The following is a 13492-nucleotide window of genomic DNA, read 5'->3' as shown; positions in this document are numbered from 1 at the left end:
TCAGGAAAAGCATGAAGGAAAAGAACTGAGAATTACTTGTCTTAAATGAACAGGTATGACAGATTGGAGAGACTGGTGTAGCTCCAATGGTAACAGTTTCATTAGTGAATGTCCAGCAAGACTCTTTGATGAACAAATCAGAGACAGTCAATGAGGTTCAGCTATGGCTAAATATGATCAAATATGAGAATAAAATGTAGTGATATAAGATCAATTATAATCAGGTAATCGTATGTGTAACTAATTGAAATCAAGAAAATTAAGATACGTAAAACGTTTGATTTATTCACTTATATTTGCTCACGAAATTTAAAAAAATAACCACTAAAATCTTAGAAAATGGCAGAAAAAAGAAAAACAGTAGATGCTATGTTAAATGAGCAGAAAGAACAGAAATCCGCAAAAAAGAATGGTGCAGCTCCTCAAAAAGGTAAGAACGCCTCAGTGGAGTCTCCGAAAGCTGATAAGGAGACTGAACAAGAACCGTTAAAACTCACTCGTAGGCAAATTTTTACTCTCACAACTCTTCTTACATATAAATATCGGTTTGCTCGCATTTTAGTAAACAGGGACATTGATAAGGAGGAGGTAAAAAAGAAGATTGAATCAATCAGAGCCGCAAAGGGGGTTATAACCCCTTTCTTGGTACTTTCGGCTAAGGAATGTATCGAAGCGGATCTTGATGTAGTAGACTATGCTGGCAATGTAATAACCAAGGATACCCCTGATCTTGAACACATTCTAGTGATATTGGATGGTCAGCACCGTTGGGAAGCTATTAATGAACTTAAAAAGGCTGGTGAGGACTATGAAGCTTACTTTATTCTACCACTTACAGATCAATATGATCTTATGACGATATTAAAGGAGGCGAATACTTCTGTGAATCCTTGGGATGGAATTGATTGGCTAACGATGGCTATCCAGACAGCAAAAGTTCGTGGTCTTGATACTTCCAAGTTGGAATGGCTGAAATCTTTAGCAAGTACAGAAAACATTTCTGATTCTGCGGCTTCCTTATTCGTTTCTGGGGGTAAAAAGATATACTCAAAAGCCATGATTAAGTCTGCCATTGATTCAAAAGACCCTGATAAATTGGAAACGCTAGTTGATGAAGATGGACTTGACCGTAATAAAAATCTTTATGATACTGCTATTGCTAAATTGAACATAAAGACAGTTGGCTTGAAAATAACTCCTAAAATGCTATTTAGTTTTGTAGAGCAACTCATTAACAAAAACAAGCCGATTAACGATGCGTATGCTCATGTCATCGGGTTTCTTAATTCTCTTTCAAAAGAGCAGATAGAATCTCTTGATAATGCAAAGAAGACTACTAGTAGGAGCAAAGATCAGGTTATTACAAGTCTTTTCAAGAGTTATTGGAAAGCATTTACCGAGCGAGAAACCTTAAGCTAAAATTGAAAAAATGGAGGGAGGGGTGAGAGACCTCTCTCTCTTTTAATGAGAATTACGAATTACACTCAAATCATAATTGAAAAGGTTAAACTCTATTTCCTCTCCATAGTGATAAGTTTACCAAAGTGATACGAGAATATAATAAAACAAGGATATGATGACATTACAAGAATTAAAACAAAAAGGATATGTCTTATGTTTGCCGCAAAAGATACGCTTAGACACAGGACTCATAGGAAAACTGACATGCAATCTACATTATAATGCCAACGCACCGATGCTACATGTAATTCCTGCCAAGATATTCTTATCAAGAGGGTGGTTAGCTGTAGATGATAACGGAGAATTGATCTCCCTTCTTGATAGTGATATAGACCGGAAATTAGTACTGATAGAAGATATTAGCTTGTATTTCGCATTGCAGCAGACAAAGCTACCTGATAGCAATATAGTGGTAGACATACTGACAGAGATGCCAAGAAGCAGAAAATGGAGTTTTTAAGGAGATAGCATTATGCCAAAAATAAGAGACTACAAGGACATAGAAGTTGTGTTCGATCCATCTGATACAAATCTAACCATTAAGCATCAAACCGGAGATGCCATAATTCCATGCAAGGGAGGAGCTTCTATTGTTCCTCTCCCATGTGGAGGAGGGAAGAGTACGGCTACTTGTGATCTGGTTGCCAAGAGATGTGATAAAGGAATCGTGATCTTTGTTGCTACACGTGCCGATGCAAACGATATGAAGAAAAGGCTGGAAAGTTCGTCTCTCCCTGCATTGAAAGACGAAATAGTGACTTTACATCAAGAAGATTATTACTACAGTAGTTATATAGCACATCCTGAACAGGTGACAAAGAAGAAAGTTCTGATCGTTCCGAGTGTTCATCTCTATTTGGACTATTTGCCAACCTTATTCGCTTATGATAATGGGAAGATGGTTGATATATCTAAATATACCGGAAACTTAGGAGCATTGCTAAAGTCTACCGAAGTACGCAAGTTCTGTATAATAGACGAACAACCATCCTTTATACAACCGTTTAATACATTTGAACGGCTTAAGATTCTTGCTTATATGGGTAATTTGGGGACATCATCTAAAGGTAATATTCCTATTGGAGCAGGTTTATATTACCATTGTTTGGGAATACAGGAAATGAAAGCTGTGAATAGTACATTCTTAAGAAAAACCAGCGATCATCTATATAGTACTAAGTCTGCTTTGAATACATATCGGGAGGAAGAGGTATTGGCGCATATCAACCAAAATTATTCAGTTATATGGAATGCAAAAGGAAAGTATTACCCAATATATCACTTTATAAAGGATTGGGTAGTAAAGGGTATGCAAATGAATATTATCATATTGGATGCAACAGCGGATGTTCTAAGTGATTATAAGAAAACATCTTTTAGGTTGATCCAAAATTCGGGGAAGATGTACTCGTCACCTATAACTTTTCAAGAATTTCCAATGTCCCTTGAAAGATGGTTGTTCGAGAAAGATGTAGACGATAATACAATTCGGGACAGGATACAGGATCTAGTTGATGAGTTGGCAGATCAGATACAACAGGCTTCTCCGTTACTTATTGTTACATGGAAATACATGGTAGCCAGAGATAGCGATCCAGACAAAGAAGATAAACACCTGAATCTAATGAAAGTGCTTGAAGAAGAACTAAATAAAAAAGGATTGGTTGGTAAATACAGTATTATCTATCGTGGTTCCGGTCAAGACAAGGCTACCAATGCTTTTAGTAATTATACGGGCATCTCTTTTGTTGGAGAATGGCGAACAGGTAAATCAGGGCTATCATTGATTAATAAAAACTACGGCATTCATTCGACTGAACGAAGAATAAGAACAGCCGGGATGATTCAAGCTATATGTCGGTTACGGATAAGGCAGCATAATAGTGATCCGATTCATGTATTCTATTCCGATGATATAGATCCGCAGCTAATGAAAGATGTCTTTGATTATTTCAGGGAGAATAGTGATGCGGGGGTAAGCATAAGTGGAATGCCTGTTCTTACGCCAGCGACTAAAAGAACACCAACCCTCCTTAAAAGAGTAAGAGTATTATGTGGCTATGATCCTAAACTATTGGATGCCATAAAGTATTGTAGGACGTATACACTTACAATTAGGTTGAAAGACATTCTTAGACTTATCCCCATGAAAGAAAAGAAAGCTCGCTCGTATGATCCGTTAAGAGATACGTTAAAGAAAGAGTATAATATTACCCTCAAAGTGACACGATAGTAAAAACTCGTTAGGTGGGATATTCTCCTACGATCTACATTACTATTATATAAGAGATTAATAACTTAAATCCCACCTTTTATAATAAATAGAATATGACAGATAAGATAACTTTAATAGAAGGATTATTTAAGAATAAGTATGTTTATATATCAGAACTACTTGATCTAAAGAATAAAATAGAAACTCCTTATGGATATATAAAGGAAGTTACTTTAGATATTCAGAGAAATATGGGTAACAAGAAAAAACAAGATTGGTTAAAGAAAAAATTACCAATAGTTTTGGTTAATGGCATTTTTGGAAAAAGATTAGATACGGCATTATCAGATTATTCTTGCTATATCTGTATAGACTTAGATTATGATCTCCCTAATGAATTAACGGAAAGGGATTCTGATTGGGTGAAACACACAAGTGATCCCTATGTTAAGATGGCTTTCCATTCACCAAGAGGAGGAATAAAACTAATTATCCAACATGATTCCCTTGATCCGGTTTTCCATAAAGAACTGTATCGCTCAATCAGTGAGTATTTGGGGAATATGCATATAGATTCTAAATGCGATAATCTATCAAGGGCACATTTCATAAGTTATGATCCAAAGGTATATTATAATACAGATTCAGAGATATACCACTTTGTACCTTCTTCATCAACAGCCAAGATTACTCCTTATGTGGCATCAAAGACTATAAAAAGTACAGGTGTAACATTCTGGAAAAATCTCATGTCACCGCCACCAAAATTTAAGAATCCTGATCAGGCTATAAAGAAAGTACAAGAGCTATCGGATAGGTATTTTCCTGTTAGTCGAGGATTTCGGAATTCCAATCTGTTTCGGTTTGCTTGTAAATTACATGACTATGGCGTCTCAAAAGATGATGCTCTTATGTATTTGCTGTTGCGTTATGTTGAATCTGGTTTTGACGGAACAGAGATTGAAGGGATAATCAATAGTGCATATAAATAAAAATGATTGAGGAGATAGTTAGGAATGACTATCTCTTTTTTTGTTAATTTTCTTATTTTCTATTTAATATAATGATTTTATAACTACTTTTACAGAAAAGGGCAATACATAAAATTACAGAATATGATATGTCGGAAACATAAAGATAATCAAAAATATGACCTTGAACGTACATTAAATAAGTTATATAGATGTCGAGATATGGAAATCACCAATCTTTGGCAACGTTCAATTTTCTTGGCAGTATTTTTAACATTAACGCTTTCAGGGTATGGTATTCTTGCTTCAAATCTTTTTAGTAATAATGTATTTATAGAACTAAATTACAAGATTCTTCATGGTGCTGCCGTTGCTATTGGATTATTAGGTTTTACACTATCTGTTATTTGGGTGTTGATGGCTAAAGGGTCTAAAGCATGGTATGAAGTATATGCAAAAGCTATCTCAGATTTTGAAGAAAAGTTTAAACATGAATTAGGAATACCACAAATATATTTGATGGGAAAAGTAGACTTTTTAGATAAAGATATGGAGAAAAAAGATGATGACGGCTTCTACTGTAATAAAAAAATAAGTAATATTGATAGTGGGGCTTATTCGGTGTCTAAATTGAATATATTAATAGGGTGGGTTTTCCTTATCACATGGAGTGTGGTGATAATATTACATTTATCAGCTTTTATGGCTTTATTATTAGAGTCTTGGAGTTGCTTCTATTTATCTATTTGTCAAAACAACTACGTGTTATATATTATCTCCGCTTCTTTGGCTGGTCTTTTTTTTACATTTATCTCACTATTTATAACAGTGAGATTAAAAACGTTATCAGCTAGTAATTATCTTATGGATTTTGACTATAGAAAGGATAATAGGGAAGAGTATGAACAACTTACTAAAATAAAGAAATGAAAAACACATTAAAAGGAATTCTGGAGGCTTTTCAAGGAGCAAATGGAGATGTAAAGTTGTTGCTAGAGGAAATGAATGAACTTGCTCACCATTTCTTCTTTGGTGGATATTTCCAAGTAAACAATAGAAAGATTTATCTTCGTGATATAGAATTCTATTACCATGAAGAAGGTGAAGGAGCAAAGATCAAGGATTATATCATGTATCATATTTCTGATAAAATAAAAGATCCTACCATGAAGAATGAGTATTATCCCCTTGGTTCATTTAATGCACATGTATCAGGAGTTGATTTTACTTTTGAAAATAAAAAAAAGGAATATAGAGCTTCTATTCTTATCAGAGGTATTAAGGTAATAGACAAAGATAGTAAACCTATAATTGAATCAAGACCAACCTATGTTTATGAATATCTTCTTATGGGTAATTCTCTTTTCGATGATGGTATACATATTAAATGGATTGACGAGGAATTACCAGTTGAACCAATGGAGCAGGGCTATCGAAAAAATGTATGTCAATATGATCCTTTTGGTAATAGGATAGAATATCAGAACGATTCAAGTAATAAACCTGTCACAATTGGAAAAAAGAAGTACTGTCAATGTACACGCAAGTGGAGATTTTGGCTAAAAGAAAAAATATAGCTACAAGAATATAGTAAAATGATCTTTTATTTTTCAAGTTAATATACTTAATGTCTCATTTTTTATATATTTTTGTAAGAATGTAATTACTCATAGTGAGCAGTTGTCAAATATATTAAAGATATGAATAATGAATGCTTTGTAATACAACCTATTAGTGATCTAAAATTCACGAAAAGATTTGATGATATCTATAAACCCGCAATAGAATCTGTAGGGCTATTAGCATATAGAGTTGATTTAGATCCTATGGTTAAAATACCTATCGAGGACATTGAATCTAAAATTAAGAATGCAAAAATATGCTTTGCGGATATATCGGTTGATAATCCAAATGTTTGGTATGAGCTTGGGTATGCTTTTGCTTTAGGCAAAGATGTTGTAATGGTTTGTGATGAAAGTCGAAAAGATTTTCCTTTTGATGTACGGCATAAAAATATAATAAAGTACAAAACTGAATCTGCTAGCGATTTCAGTGTATTAAAAGATAAAATTATAGAAAAAATAAAAGCATACATTCAATCTCAAAAAAGAACGGAAAAAATACTAGAAAGTCCAATGAAAGAAACAGAGGGACTTCAACCCTATGAATTAACTCTATTGGCTTTTATCATTGGAGAACAATATACAGATGAATCTGTCGCAAATGTTTATGACTTACGGAATAGAATGACAAAAGCTGGATTTAATGATACCGCTTTTAGTATTGGAATGCGTCTATTAAAGTCAAAGGATTTTATTGCTACTAGAATGGATAGTGACTATAACGGGAATGAATACCCCGTTTGTATGTTATCAGATGATGGAGTAAATTTCATTCTTAAAAACACTCATTTATTTGATTTGCAGCAGCCTAAAGAAAAGGAAGTTATTGTAACAGCCCTGTCTAATTCTGATGATTTACCTTTTTAGTATTCATGTTTGATAAGAAAAATAGGAAGATAACTACTTGTTTAGGGTACTTATCTTCCTATTTTATTTTCGGTTAGCTTACTGTAGTATCAAACTCATAAATAGCAAAGAGATTTCCCATATTATCCTCTTCGAAATGTGAAAAGAAAAATATCACATCACCGTCATCTTTATACGAAATTAGTATACATTTTGGTAGAAAACCAAATTCAGCATTGGCTACTTGTTTTTCCAAGTCTGCTAGTATTTCAAAATTATCCCGATAGTATGCCCGATTATTGGTATAGGTATCCAGATAGTGATCTAAATTACTGATTCTAGTCAATAGATGAGAACCTTCTTTTAACTCGTGCGGTAGAAGGATATACTCATTTTCAAAGATAGCTCCATCATTCAACGTTTCTTTTTCAATTCTGATTTTTCCTTCATATCTTTTTCTAGTATCCGTAGGGAAAAGTTCTTCTTCTTTTTTAGGTTTTCTAATATTGTTTTTCAGATTAATGATTGTTTTTCCCTTTGAACGTTTGCAACGAAAAAGAAGTTGTTCTTCATTAAGCTCAATGTCACCGGATATAAAAATACATCTTTCCGTATCGGTATCTATTAATACATTTTTTTCGTAGCCATTAATAGCAAACTTTGGACAAGCAGTTTCATAATATTCTTCTGCTAATTCCGAATAATACATTATATCATTCATATTAAATTTTGTTTTAAAAATTAGTAAACAATTGTACCCTCCACTGATAAAGCAGAAGTACTTGATAAGAAAACTCTGAAATTTGCCATTAACCCTATGGACTTAATACAGCATGTGGTTGCGCCTGAGAAAATGAGTTACCATGCCTTTGGATTTATTACGGTATCTGGCACACCTGAATATAGCATTTTGCTATTTGCGGTAAAGGTACGAAATATATAAGAACAGCAAGATGATTCTTTAATAAAAATCGAAAAAAAGAAAGATAGCTATTTCTAACTACCTTCCCTTTCTTTTAATATGCTAACGCTAAAATTATCTTATCCGGCATCGTATTTACTTCTGCAAATTTCGACCTGCTTCCTCCAAGTTTAATCGCTGACTTTTTATAGCAACTAATAAATTCATCCTTTGGCATGAAGAACGGATAACCATACGGGACTCCTCCCCAATAGACGGGAACTCTAAAACCATCAAACCCGTGACCAGTTATGATTTTTGCGTCAGTGCAGTAAATTGTCTCTGGATTATAGTTTAACCAATCAATTTCGCCATATCTGTATTTGCGTGTAAATATTAGCTCCAAAGTCTTCTCAGAAGTAATATTTATCTTGAATCCAATCCCACCGTTAGAGTACTTATCTAAATCCTTCTGTACCTCATTTTCTATTTCACTAATTTCTTGTTTGGTAAGATCATATACTTGCGCCATAACGAATATTTTCTTTTTCATGTTATTTAGTTTTTTGTGATTTAATGATTAAGGTAATATTAGACTTTTCTTTCAGGTATTCTTGGAGCTTTCCGTATCTATCTAGCCTACATCTGTTTCTTGGGCATAGAACAAAAATCTCTTTAAGGCTTATTTCTAATATCAATCCTTGTTCATTCTTATCCGTTGCCAATAAAGAAGCCAGTTGAGGAAAATATTCTCCTAAAGCTTTTATATCATCGGAGAACCTATTCGTTCGCTCTTTCGAATCGGGCGATGATTCTACTGGAGTTTTTGGTATACCGCTACAATCTTTATTAAGCGAATACCATAATTGAGATGTGTCTGTCATAAATTTAAGTATTTAATTCATAGTTAGGGATTTCAAGGCTTCGTAGTAGAGTTTCGGCATTTTTGGGGGAGAGGAAATAAAAAACGGAACACTCTTTTCAAATGCTCCGTTCACTAATAATTGATATGGATCTATTCACGATATAACTTAAATGGCATCTTCACTCCTTTATAGTTTGTGAAAGTGCCGGAATATGCTTTCAGACTCCATTTACCTTCAAATGTTCCTGTATGATTCCCAACCGAATTATATTCTTTTAGTATCATATAATCATTGGAATTCATTGAGCCAGATAGATTCAGAATATTATCACTTCCGTTTTTTACATAATAATAGTTTCCTACTATTTCGCTAGCTTCCCTCCAAGCGAGATCCATTACTATTGAGTATTTTCCGTCAATCATTCCAGAATATTTATGTCCACTTACTGTCGATCCGGCAGTAGGATTTAGTTCATCATTGGACATTTCTAAACCAAATTCTAGGGCTAATGTATTCTTCGTGTTATTTACCACTGCTATGACATTGGATATTCTTGCACGAACAGATTCTCTATTTTCTCTCATAGCTTGTGGATTTAAACAGACAAACCCTTTAGCAATATCTCTCATTGTTTTACCTGCAATATATTCTTTTACTATTATAGCATCATTCTTATAACCTGTAGTAAATACGAGGAAATAATACGTTTGTCCTATTATAAGCTTTTTTGCATCTTCTCTTGCAGTGTCATCGTCCCGATTTGATTGGATTATCATTTTAGATGAATTGCGTGGTTGTATATTTACAGTGTATCCACCGAAAATCTCGTCAAAAGTGACAGATATCACTTTCCCCTCAAAAACCATAAGCTTTTGAGTGAGTACATCATCTGCTAATAGCGTATTCCTATTGGCTAACTCATAGATTAGCTTAGCGTCAGATAATATATAGTTGTGCTGACTAAAATCTTTAGCGAGCTCATCAATCAAACCGCCAAACTCTTTTTCAAATCCATTTGGACTCTGGGCATGGGCTACACTAATACATATGCTTATTAAGTAGATAAGACTTATTACTTTTCTCATAAAGTTTTTTTATTAACTATCTCTCTATTTCCTTGTTCAAAGATTCTGGTTTGTCTTTTAATTCATATGTTATTTTGTCTGCCTTATTGTAAAGTAAAAGGAGAGCAATATACTGAAATATATTAATATTATACTTTATTATAGTCTCTATGTCTATAGATGTATCATCAATTGATAGAAGTACTATAGCTGTCGTAATAATTGTAGATGTGATCCAGTTACACACTATTGACCAAATCCCCAAAAATCTAATTGCAAATTTCAGTTCTGGATATGTATATTTTGATAATAAGTAAAAGAAGTAAATAATCAGCCCCCCTCCTAGTACTGAAAATAATATGGTTTTAGGATATGTAACACTATACATATATTCCCCCCATTTTTCTGCTGGGGCTGCGCTAACGAACATTCCCCATGAAGAATGTATTACTCCATAAATATCATATAAAATTATAAATTGAGATATTAACAATAATGCACTGCCAATTAAAAGAATAAATTTGAGTTTTTGCTCCTTATCGCTATTTTTCAGTGTTTTTTTTAGTAGAATGAAATAAAAGCAAAAATTCACAATTAATAGAAATAACCCATTTGTAGCTATTGTCGGTATTGCATTCTCGGTAAACCTAGATATTATATCAATTAATAATGTAATAATTATAGTCCAAATGATAGCTGTTCTTAAATTAATGCTATCTATGAATTTCAACATGTTATTTTCCATAATGTCGCTTTTTGATTAAATAATATACATAATTGTTGCAACTAGAGTGCATACCAATGCAGTTATTGGATTTATTACAGATAAGATAATTAATTGAAAGATATTTACTCCTTTCAATTCAGTTGAGCCTAATGTTATATATATTATAACTTGTATCAATATACATAATGCTATTAATCCCACGAATAAAAATGAATGTTTTGATTTACATTTTGTTGCAGTAACTTCATTTGTTGCCATATTTTGTCCTCCTATACGCCTATAAGCTCTCTCGAATTCAGCAATCTTTATAAGATTAAATTAAGTATGGACATAAAAAGAGAGGCTTTGCATTTGATTCTACTACTAAGGGCTACCACACCCTGCAAAGAGAACCAAAGCATCACCTCTCATGTTGAATATGTCTGATAAGTATATAAACAGCAAAATGCCGTATATACTTGGGCATATACAGAAACAAAAAAAGTGAGTGCATGTTATTGGTGTTCTCTTTGCTTCTTAATGTGGTAGTTTAAGTAGTAGAACTTTTAACGCACTTCTTATGTCTGCTAGAATTTTTCTAGCGTTACAAAGATAAACGTTTTCCAATATTTAGCACTCACTTATGAGTATTTATTTTTCTTGTTTTCTTTCCAAATATAAGGCTTTTTCGTTTTCAAAGACGGTGAATAATAAAAAAAGAGAGCCGAAGCCCTCTTAATTTCTAATTATTGCTTAAAAATTGATTCCTGATTCTCTGAACTGTCGAAATTCCAATATTTTGCAGTTTGGCAACATTCCTCACCGAATATCCTTTCTTTAATAGAGCAATAGTATCTTTATACTCTTCTTTTTTCTTTTCTTCTGTTTTAGTTGAACCAGTCTTTCTACCTAGCTTACCACCATTATAGATATAGTTTGCTCTGCCGGAATTCAAGCGATATTGAATATTACTTCTTTCTATGTTTGCCATTTCAGCTAGTACTGTTACCATGATACTGGCTATCGGATTAACATCTCCATTTGGTTGCAATGTATAAAGTCCTAAGTTCTGTATGTAAACCGATACTTTGGATTCATGTAGCATTTCTAGACTCCGTAATACTTGTAATGTTGATCTGCCAAGTCTGCTTAATTCTGAGAGAAGCAAGAAATTCACAGATTCACGTTTACAGTATTCCAAACATTCTCCTAGAATCTGCCTTTCTTCAATTTTCTTTGCGCCAGATATATGTTCTTCGTATATATTCACAATTTCTATATTTTGTGACTTAGCATAATTTTCCAAGTCCTTGATTTGCCTACTTGTATCTTGCCTATCGTTACTAGATGATACACGGGCATAAATCACTGCTGTTTTATTTTTTGTTTCCATATTATTCTTTGATTAAATTGATAACACAAAAAGGTGTATTCAAAACTGTATTCCAGATTTATTTGAACACATCATCATTTTGAATACAAAACCACTTCAATTCATGAGAGTGGTACATATAAAAAAGGAATCCTCTAAGATTTAAAGTTTTGATATACTTTATTTCCTGACAAGATTCCAGTTGTTTTAAAATAGAAATTCTCAGATAATCACTAATACCTTATTATATTAGTAATATCAGGATTCCTTTTCTTTGATATTTACTCTTTTCTGATAAAATACTCTATTGCTGAATGAACGAGAATGTAGTAATCCTAATTCACCCTACATTGATTCTCCCACGGATTATAGAATTCCAAACATAGCTCCTTATATAATAAAGGTAGCTGTTTCTTGATCCGTCTTACTAACCAACCATAATTGACAGGTCGGCTATTTTTCATTTTCTGTTTCCATTTCTCTATTGTGATTTGGTAACAAGTACATTCTAGATACATAACTTATATATAAGGTAAACATTCTGTTGCTATCACCGTCACTAATTTCTTGGCAACTTCATGGGAAGCTATATTCCGGGCATCATAGTGTCGTTCTTCATCTGCCTGAACATAGATAATTTCCCTGATCAATCTAAATAATAATTGTTGTAGAGTAGGGTGATAATACTTGATACTCTCAGCAAAACTTTTATAATCAAAGCACATGTCGTTTAGTGCTTTCTCTAATTCCATTGCTGCTTTAAATTCTCTACTGTTTTCTAATTCAAATTTTTCCATATTTTTCTGTTATTAAGTTGTTTAAAAAATAAAAGAGGATGCCACCTTTTTTCCAGTGATACCCTCTTCGGTGTATATTCAATATTCTCATCTATGACAGAAACCACGAAAATCTGTTGTCTTCTCCGGTCAATGTCTTTTGAATTCCAATAGCTATATCCGTTGCGTTTTGATTTCTTTCCAACCATTTGTCTATATATGAAGACTTGGCGGCTTCATTTAATAATTGCATTAGCTGCCAACAAGATATACTACCTAATCCCTTTTCTCCAAAGTTCTCATTTGATACAAAACCTTTAGTAGCCGCATTTATTTGCGAGTCTCCTAAAAGAATAGTTGGTAATTCTTTCTGTTCTGACAGTGGTAATGCTTGATAAAGCCTAAGTCTACCGATTAGCTGACAATATTGTTGGGTAGTCAATCTGGTATTTCCCAGATTCTCTAAAAGCCTTAGATTAACTTCCGGTTCAAAAGACTTGAATAACTTGATTGCCGATTCATATAAATCTAAATCTGACATAACTTCCAGTTTTCCTTGTAATCCGTCACATGTTAGCATAAGATTCGAACAAACCTTTACTCGGTAGCCGATGAAAATTTTAAATTTCTCCGGACTTTTCCTTGAATAAAGATTCTCTTCGTGATAACTGCGTACACCTCCTATACAAAGA

The 13492-nt window shown here is 33.3% G+C and carries 15 protein-coding genes; 7 read left to right on the top strand and 8 right to left on the bottom strand.

Going from position 1 to position 13492, the window contains the following annotated elements:
* The first annotated feature begins 339 nt into the window (after nt 1–339).
* From BACCELL_RS16165 to BACCELL_RS16135, 7 genes are all read left to right on the top strand, one after another.
* Complete coding sequence (locus BACCELL_RS16165) at nt 340–1419, top strand: ParB N-terminal domain-containing protein (protein WP_007212996.1); 1080 nt, start codon at nt 340–342, stop codon at nt 1417–1419.
* 154 nt (nt 1420–1573) lie between these two features.
* Nucleotides 1574–1921 (top strand): hypothetical protein, encoded by a 348-nt coding sequence (locus BACCELL_RS16160; protein ID WP_007212995.1) that lies wholly within the window; start codon nt 1574–1576, stop codon nt 1919–1921.
* A gap of 243 nt (nt 1922–2164) precedes the next feature.
* Nucleotides 2165–3694, top strand: a complete 1530-nt coding sequence (locus tag BACCELL_RS16155) for a hypothetical protein (protein WP_169309603.1) — start codon at nt 2165–2167, stop codon at nt 3692–3694.
* 95 nt (nt 3695–3789) lie between these two features.
* Nucleotides 3790–4668: a BT4734/BF3469 family protein gene (locus BACCELL_RS16150; RefSeq protein WP_007212993.1), complete on the top strand. Its 879-nt coding sequence runs from the start codon at nt 3790–3792 to the stop codon at nt 4666–4668.
* Between the two features lie 123 nt (nt 4669–4791).
* The gene (locus BACCELL_RS16145; RefSeq protein WP_007212992.1) at nt 4792–5577 is read left to right on the top strand and encodes a RipA family octameric membrane protein; all 786 of its coding nucleotides are present in this window, start codon (nt 4792–4794) and stop codon (nt 5575–5577) included.
* Nucleotides 5574–6224, top strand: a complete 651-nt coding sequence (locus tag BACCELL_RS16140; protein ID WP_007212991.1) for a hypothetical protein — start codon at nt 5574–5576, stop codon at nt 6222–6224. Before BACCELL_RS16145 ends, BACCELL_RS16140 begins: the two co-directional genes overlap by 4 nt.
* Nucleotides 6225–6347: 123 nt before the next feature.
* Nucleotides 6348–7136, top strand: a complete 789-nt coding sequence (locus BACCELL_RS16135; protein ID WP_007212990.1) for a hypothetical protein — start codon at nt 6348–6350, stop codon at nt 7134–7136.
* Between the two features lie 73 nt (nt 7137–7209).
* On the opposite strand, the gene BACCELL_RS16130 is transcribed toward BACCELL_RS16135, so the two are convergent.
* The 8 genes from BACCELL_RS16130 to BACCELL_RS27455 form a co-directional block, all read right to left on the bottom strand.
* Nucleotides 7210–7836: a hypothetical protein gene (locus BACCELL_RS16130; RefSeq protein WP_007212989.1), complete on the bottom strand. Its 627-nt coding sequence runs from the start codon at nt 7834–7836 to the stop codon at nt 7210–7212.
* Nucleotides 7837–8131: 295 nt separating this feature from the next.
* Nucleotides 8132–8569, bottom strand: a complete 438-nt coding sequence (locus BACCELL_RS16125) for a hypothetical protein (RefSeq protein WP_007212988.1) — start codon at nt 8567–8569, stop codon at nt 8132–8134.
* A 1-nt stretch (nt 8570) separates the two neighbouring features.
* Nucleotides 8571–8900, bottom strand: coding sequence for a hypothetical protein (locus BACCELL_RS16120; protein WP_007212987.1), 330 nt, complete (start codon nt 8898–8900; stop codon nt 8571–8573).
* Nucleotides 8901–9031: 131 nt separating this feature from the next.
* Nucleotides 9032–9967: a hypothetical protein gene (locus BACCELL_RS16115; RefSeq protein ID WP_007212986.1), complete on the bottom strand. Its 936-nt coding sequence runs from the start codon at nt 9965–9967 to the stop codon at nt 9032–9034.
* Nucleotides 9968–9983: 16 nt separating this feature from the next.
* The gene (locus BACCELL_RS16110; RefSeq protein ID WP_007212985.1) at nt 9984–10691 is read right to left on the bottom strand and encodes a hypothetical protein; all 708 of its coding nucleotides are present in this window, start codon (nt 10689–10691) and stop codon (nt 9984–9986) included.
* A 703-nt stretch (nt 10692–11394) separates the two neighbouring features.
* On the bottom strand, nt 11395–12045 hold the full coding sequence (locus tag BACCELL_RS16105; protein ID WP_007212984.1) for a recombinase family protein: 651 nt from the start codon (nt 12043–12045) through the stop codon (nt 11395–11397).
* Nucleotides 12046–12545: 500 nt separating this feature from the next.
* A complete protein-coding gene (locus BACCELL_RS16100) occupies nt 12546–12821 on the bottom strand; it encodes a hypothetical protein (RefSeq protein WP_007212982.1) in 276 nt (91 codons plus the stop codon).
* Nucleotides 12822–12912: 91 nt separating this feature from the next.
* Nucleotides 12913–13492, bottom strand: a 580-nt coding sequence (locus BACCELL_RS27455) for a DUF3871 family protein (protein ID WP_007212980.1), incomplete at its 5' end; no start/stop codon positions are given.

The sequence above is a fragment of the Bacteroides cellulosilyticus DSM 14838 genome (genome assembly GCF_000158035.1).
Classification (GTDB): domain Bacteria; phylum Bacteroidota; class Bacteroidia; order Bacteroidales; family Bacteroidaceae; genus Bacteroides; species Bacteroides cellulosilyticus.
This window is presented reverse-complemented; position numbering and strand designations above follow the sequence as displayed.

Bases quoted from the DNA above. Each gene is read 5' to 3' on its own strand.
- BACCELL_RS16120 (WP_007212987.1), bottom strand. From the start codon at position 8,900: ATGACAGACACATCTCAATTATGGTATTCGCTTAATAAAGATTGTAGC.
- BACCELL_RS16150 (WP_007212993.1), top strand. From the start codon at position 3,790: ATGACAGATAAGATAACTTTAATAGAAGGATTATTTAAGAATAAGTAT.
- BACCELL_RS16145 (WP_007212992.1), top strand. From the start codon at position 4,792: ATGATATGTCGGAAACATAAAGATAATCAAAAATATGACCTTGAACGT.
- BACCELL_RS16135 (WP_007212990.1), top strand. From the start codon at position 6,348: ATGAATAATGAATGCTTTGTAATACAACCTATTAGTGATCTAAAATTC.
- BACCELL_RS16110 (WP_007212985.1), bottom strand. From the start codon at position 10,691: ATGGAAAATAACATGTTGAAATTCATAGATAGCATTAATTTAAGAACA.
- BACCELL_RS16155 (WP_169309603.1), top strand. From the start codon at position 2,165: ATGAAGAAAAGGCTGGAAAGTTCGTCTCTCCCTGCATTGAAAGACGAA.
- BACCELL_RS16105 (WP_007212984.1), bottom strand. From the start codon at position 12,045: ATGGAAACAAAAAATAAAACAGCAGTGATTTATGCCCGTGTATCATCT.
- BACCELL_RS16115 (WP_007212986.1), bottom strand. From the start codon at position 9,967: ATGAGAAAAGTAATAAGTCTTATCTACTTAATAAGCATATGTATTAGT.
- BACCELL_RS16100 (WP_007212982.1), bottom strand. From the start codon at position 12,821: ATGGAAAAATTTGAATTAGAAAACAGTAGAGAATTTAAAGCAGCAATG.
- BACCELL_RS16130 (WP_007212989.1), bottom strand. From the start codon at position 7,836: ATGAATGATATAATGTATTATTCGGAATTAGCAGAAGAATATTATGAA.
- BACCELL_RS16125 (WP_007212988.1), bottom strand. From the start codon at position 8,569: ATGAAAAAGAAAATATTCGTTATGGCGCAAGTATATGATCTTACCAAA.
- BACCELL_RS16165 (WP_007212996.1), top strand. From the start codon at position 340: ATGGCAGAAAAAAGAAAAACAGTAGATGCTATGTTAAATGAGCAGAAA.
- BACCELL_RS16140 (WP_007212991.1), top strand. From the start codon at position 5,574: ATGAAAAACACATTAAAAGGAATTCTGGAGGCTTTTCAAGGAGCAAAT.
- BACCELL_RS16160 (WP_007212995.1), top strand. From the start codon at position 1,574: ATGATGACATTACAAGAATTAAAACAAAAAGGATATGTCTTATGTTTG.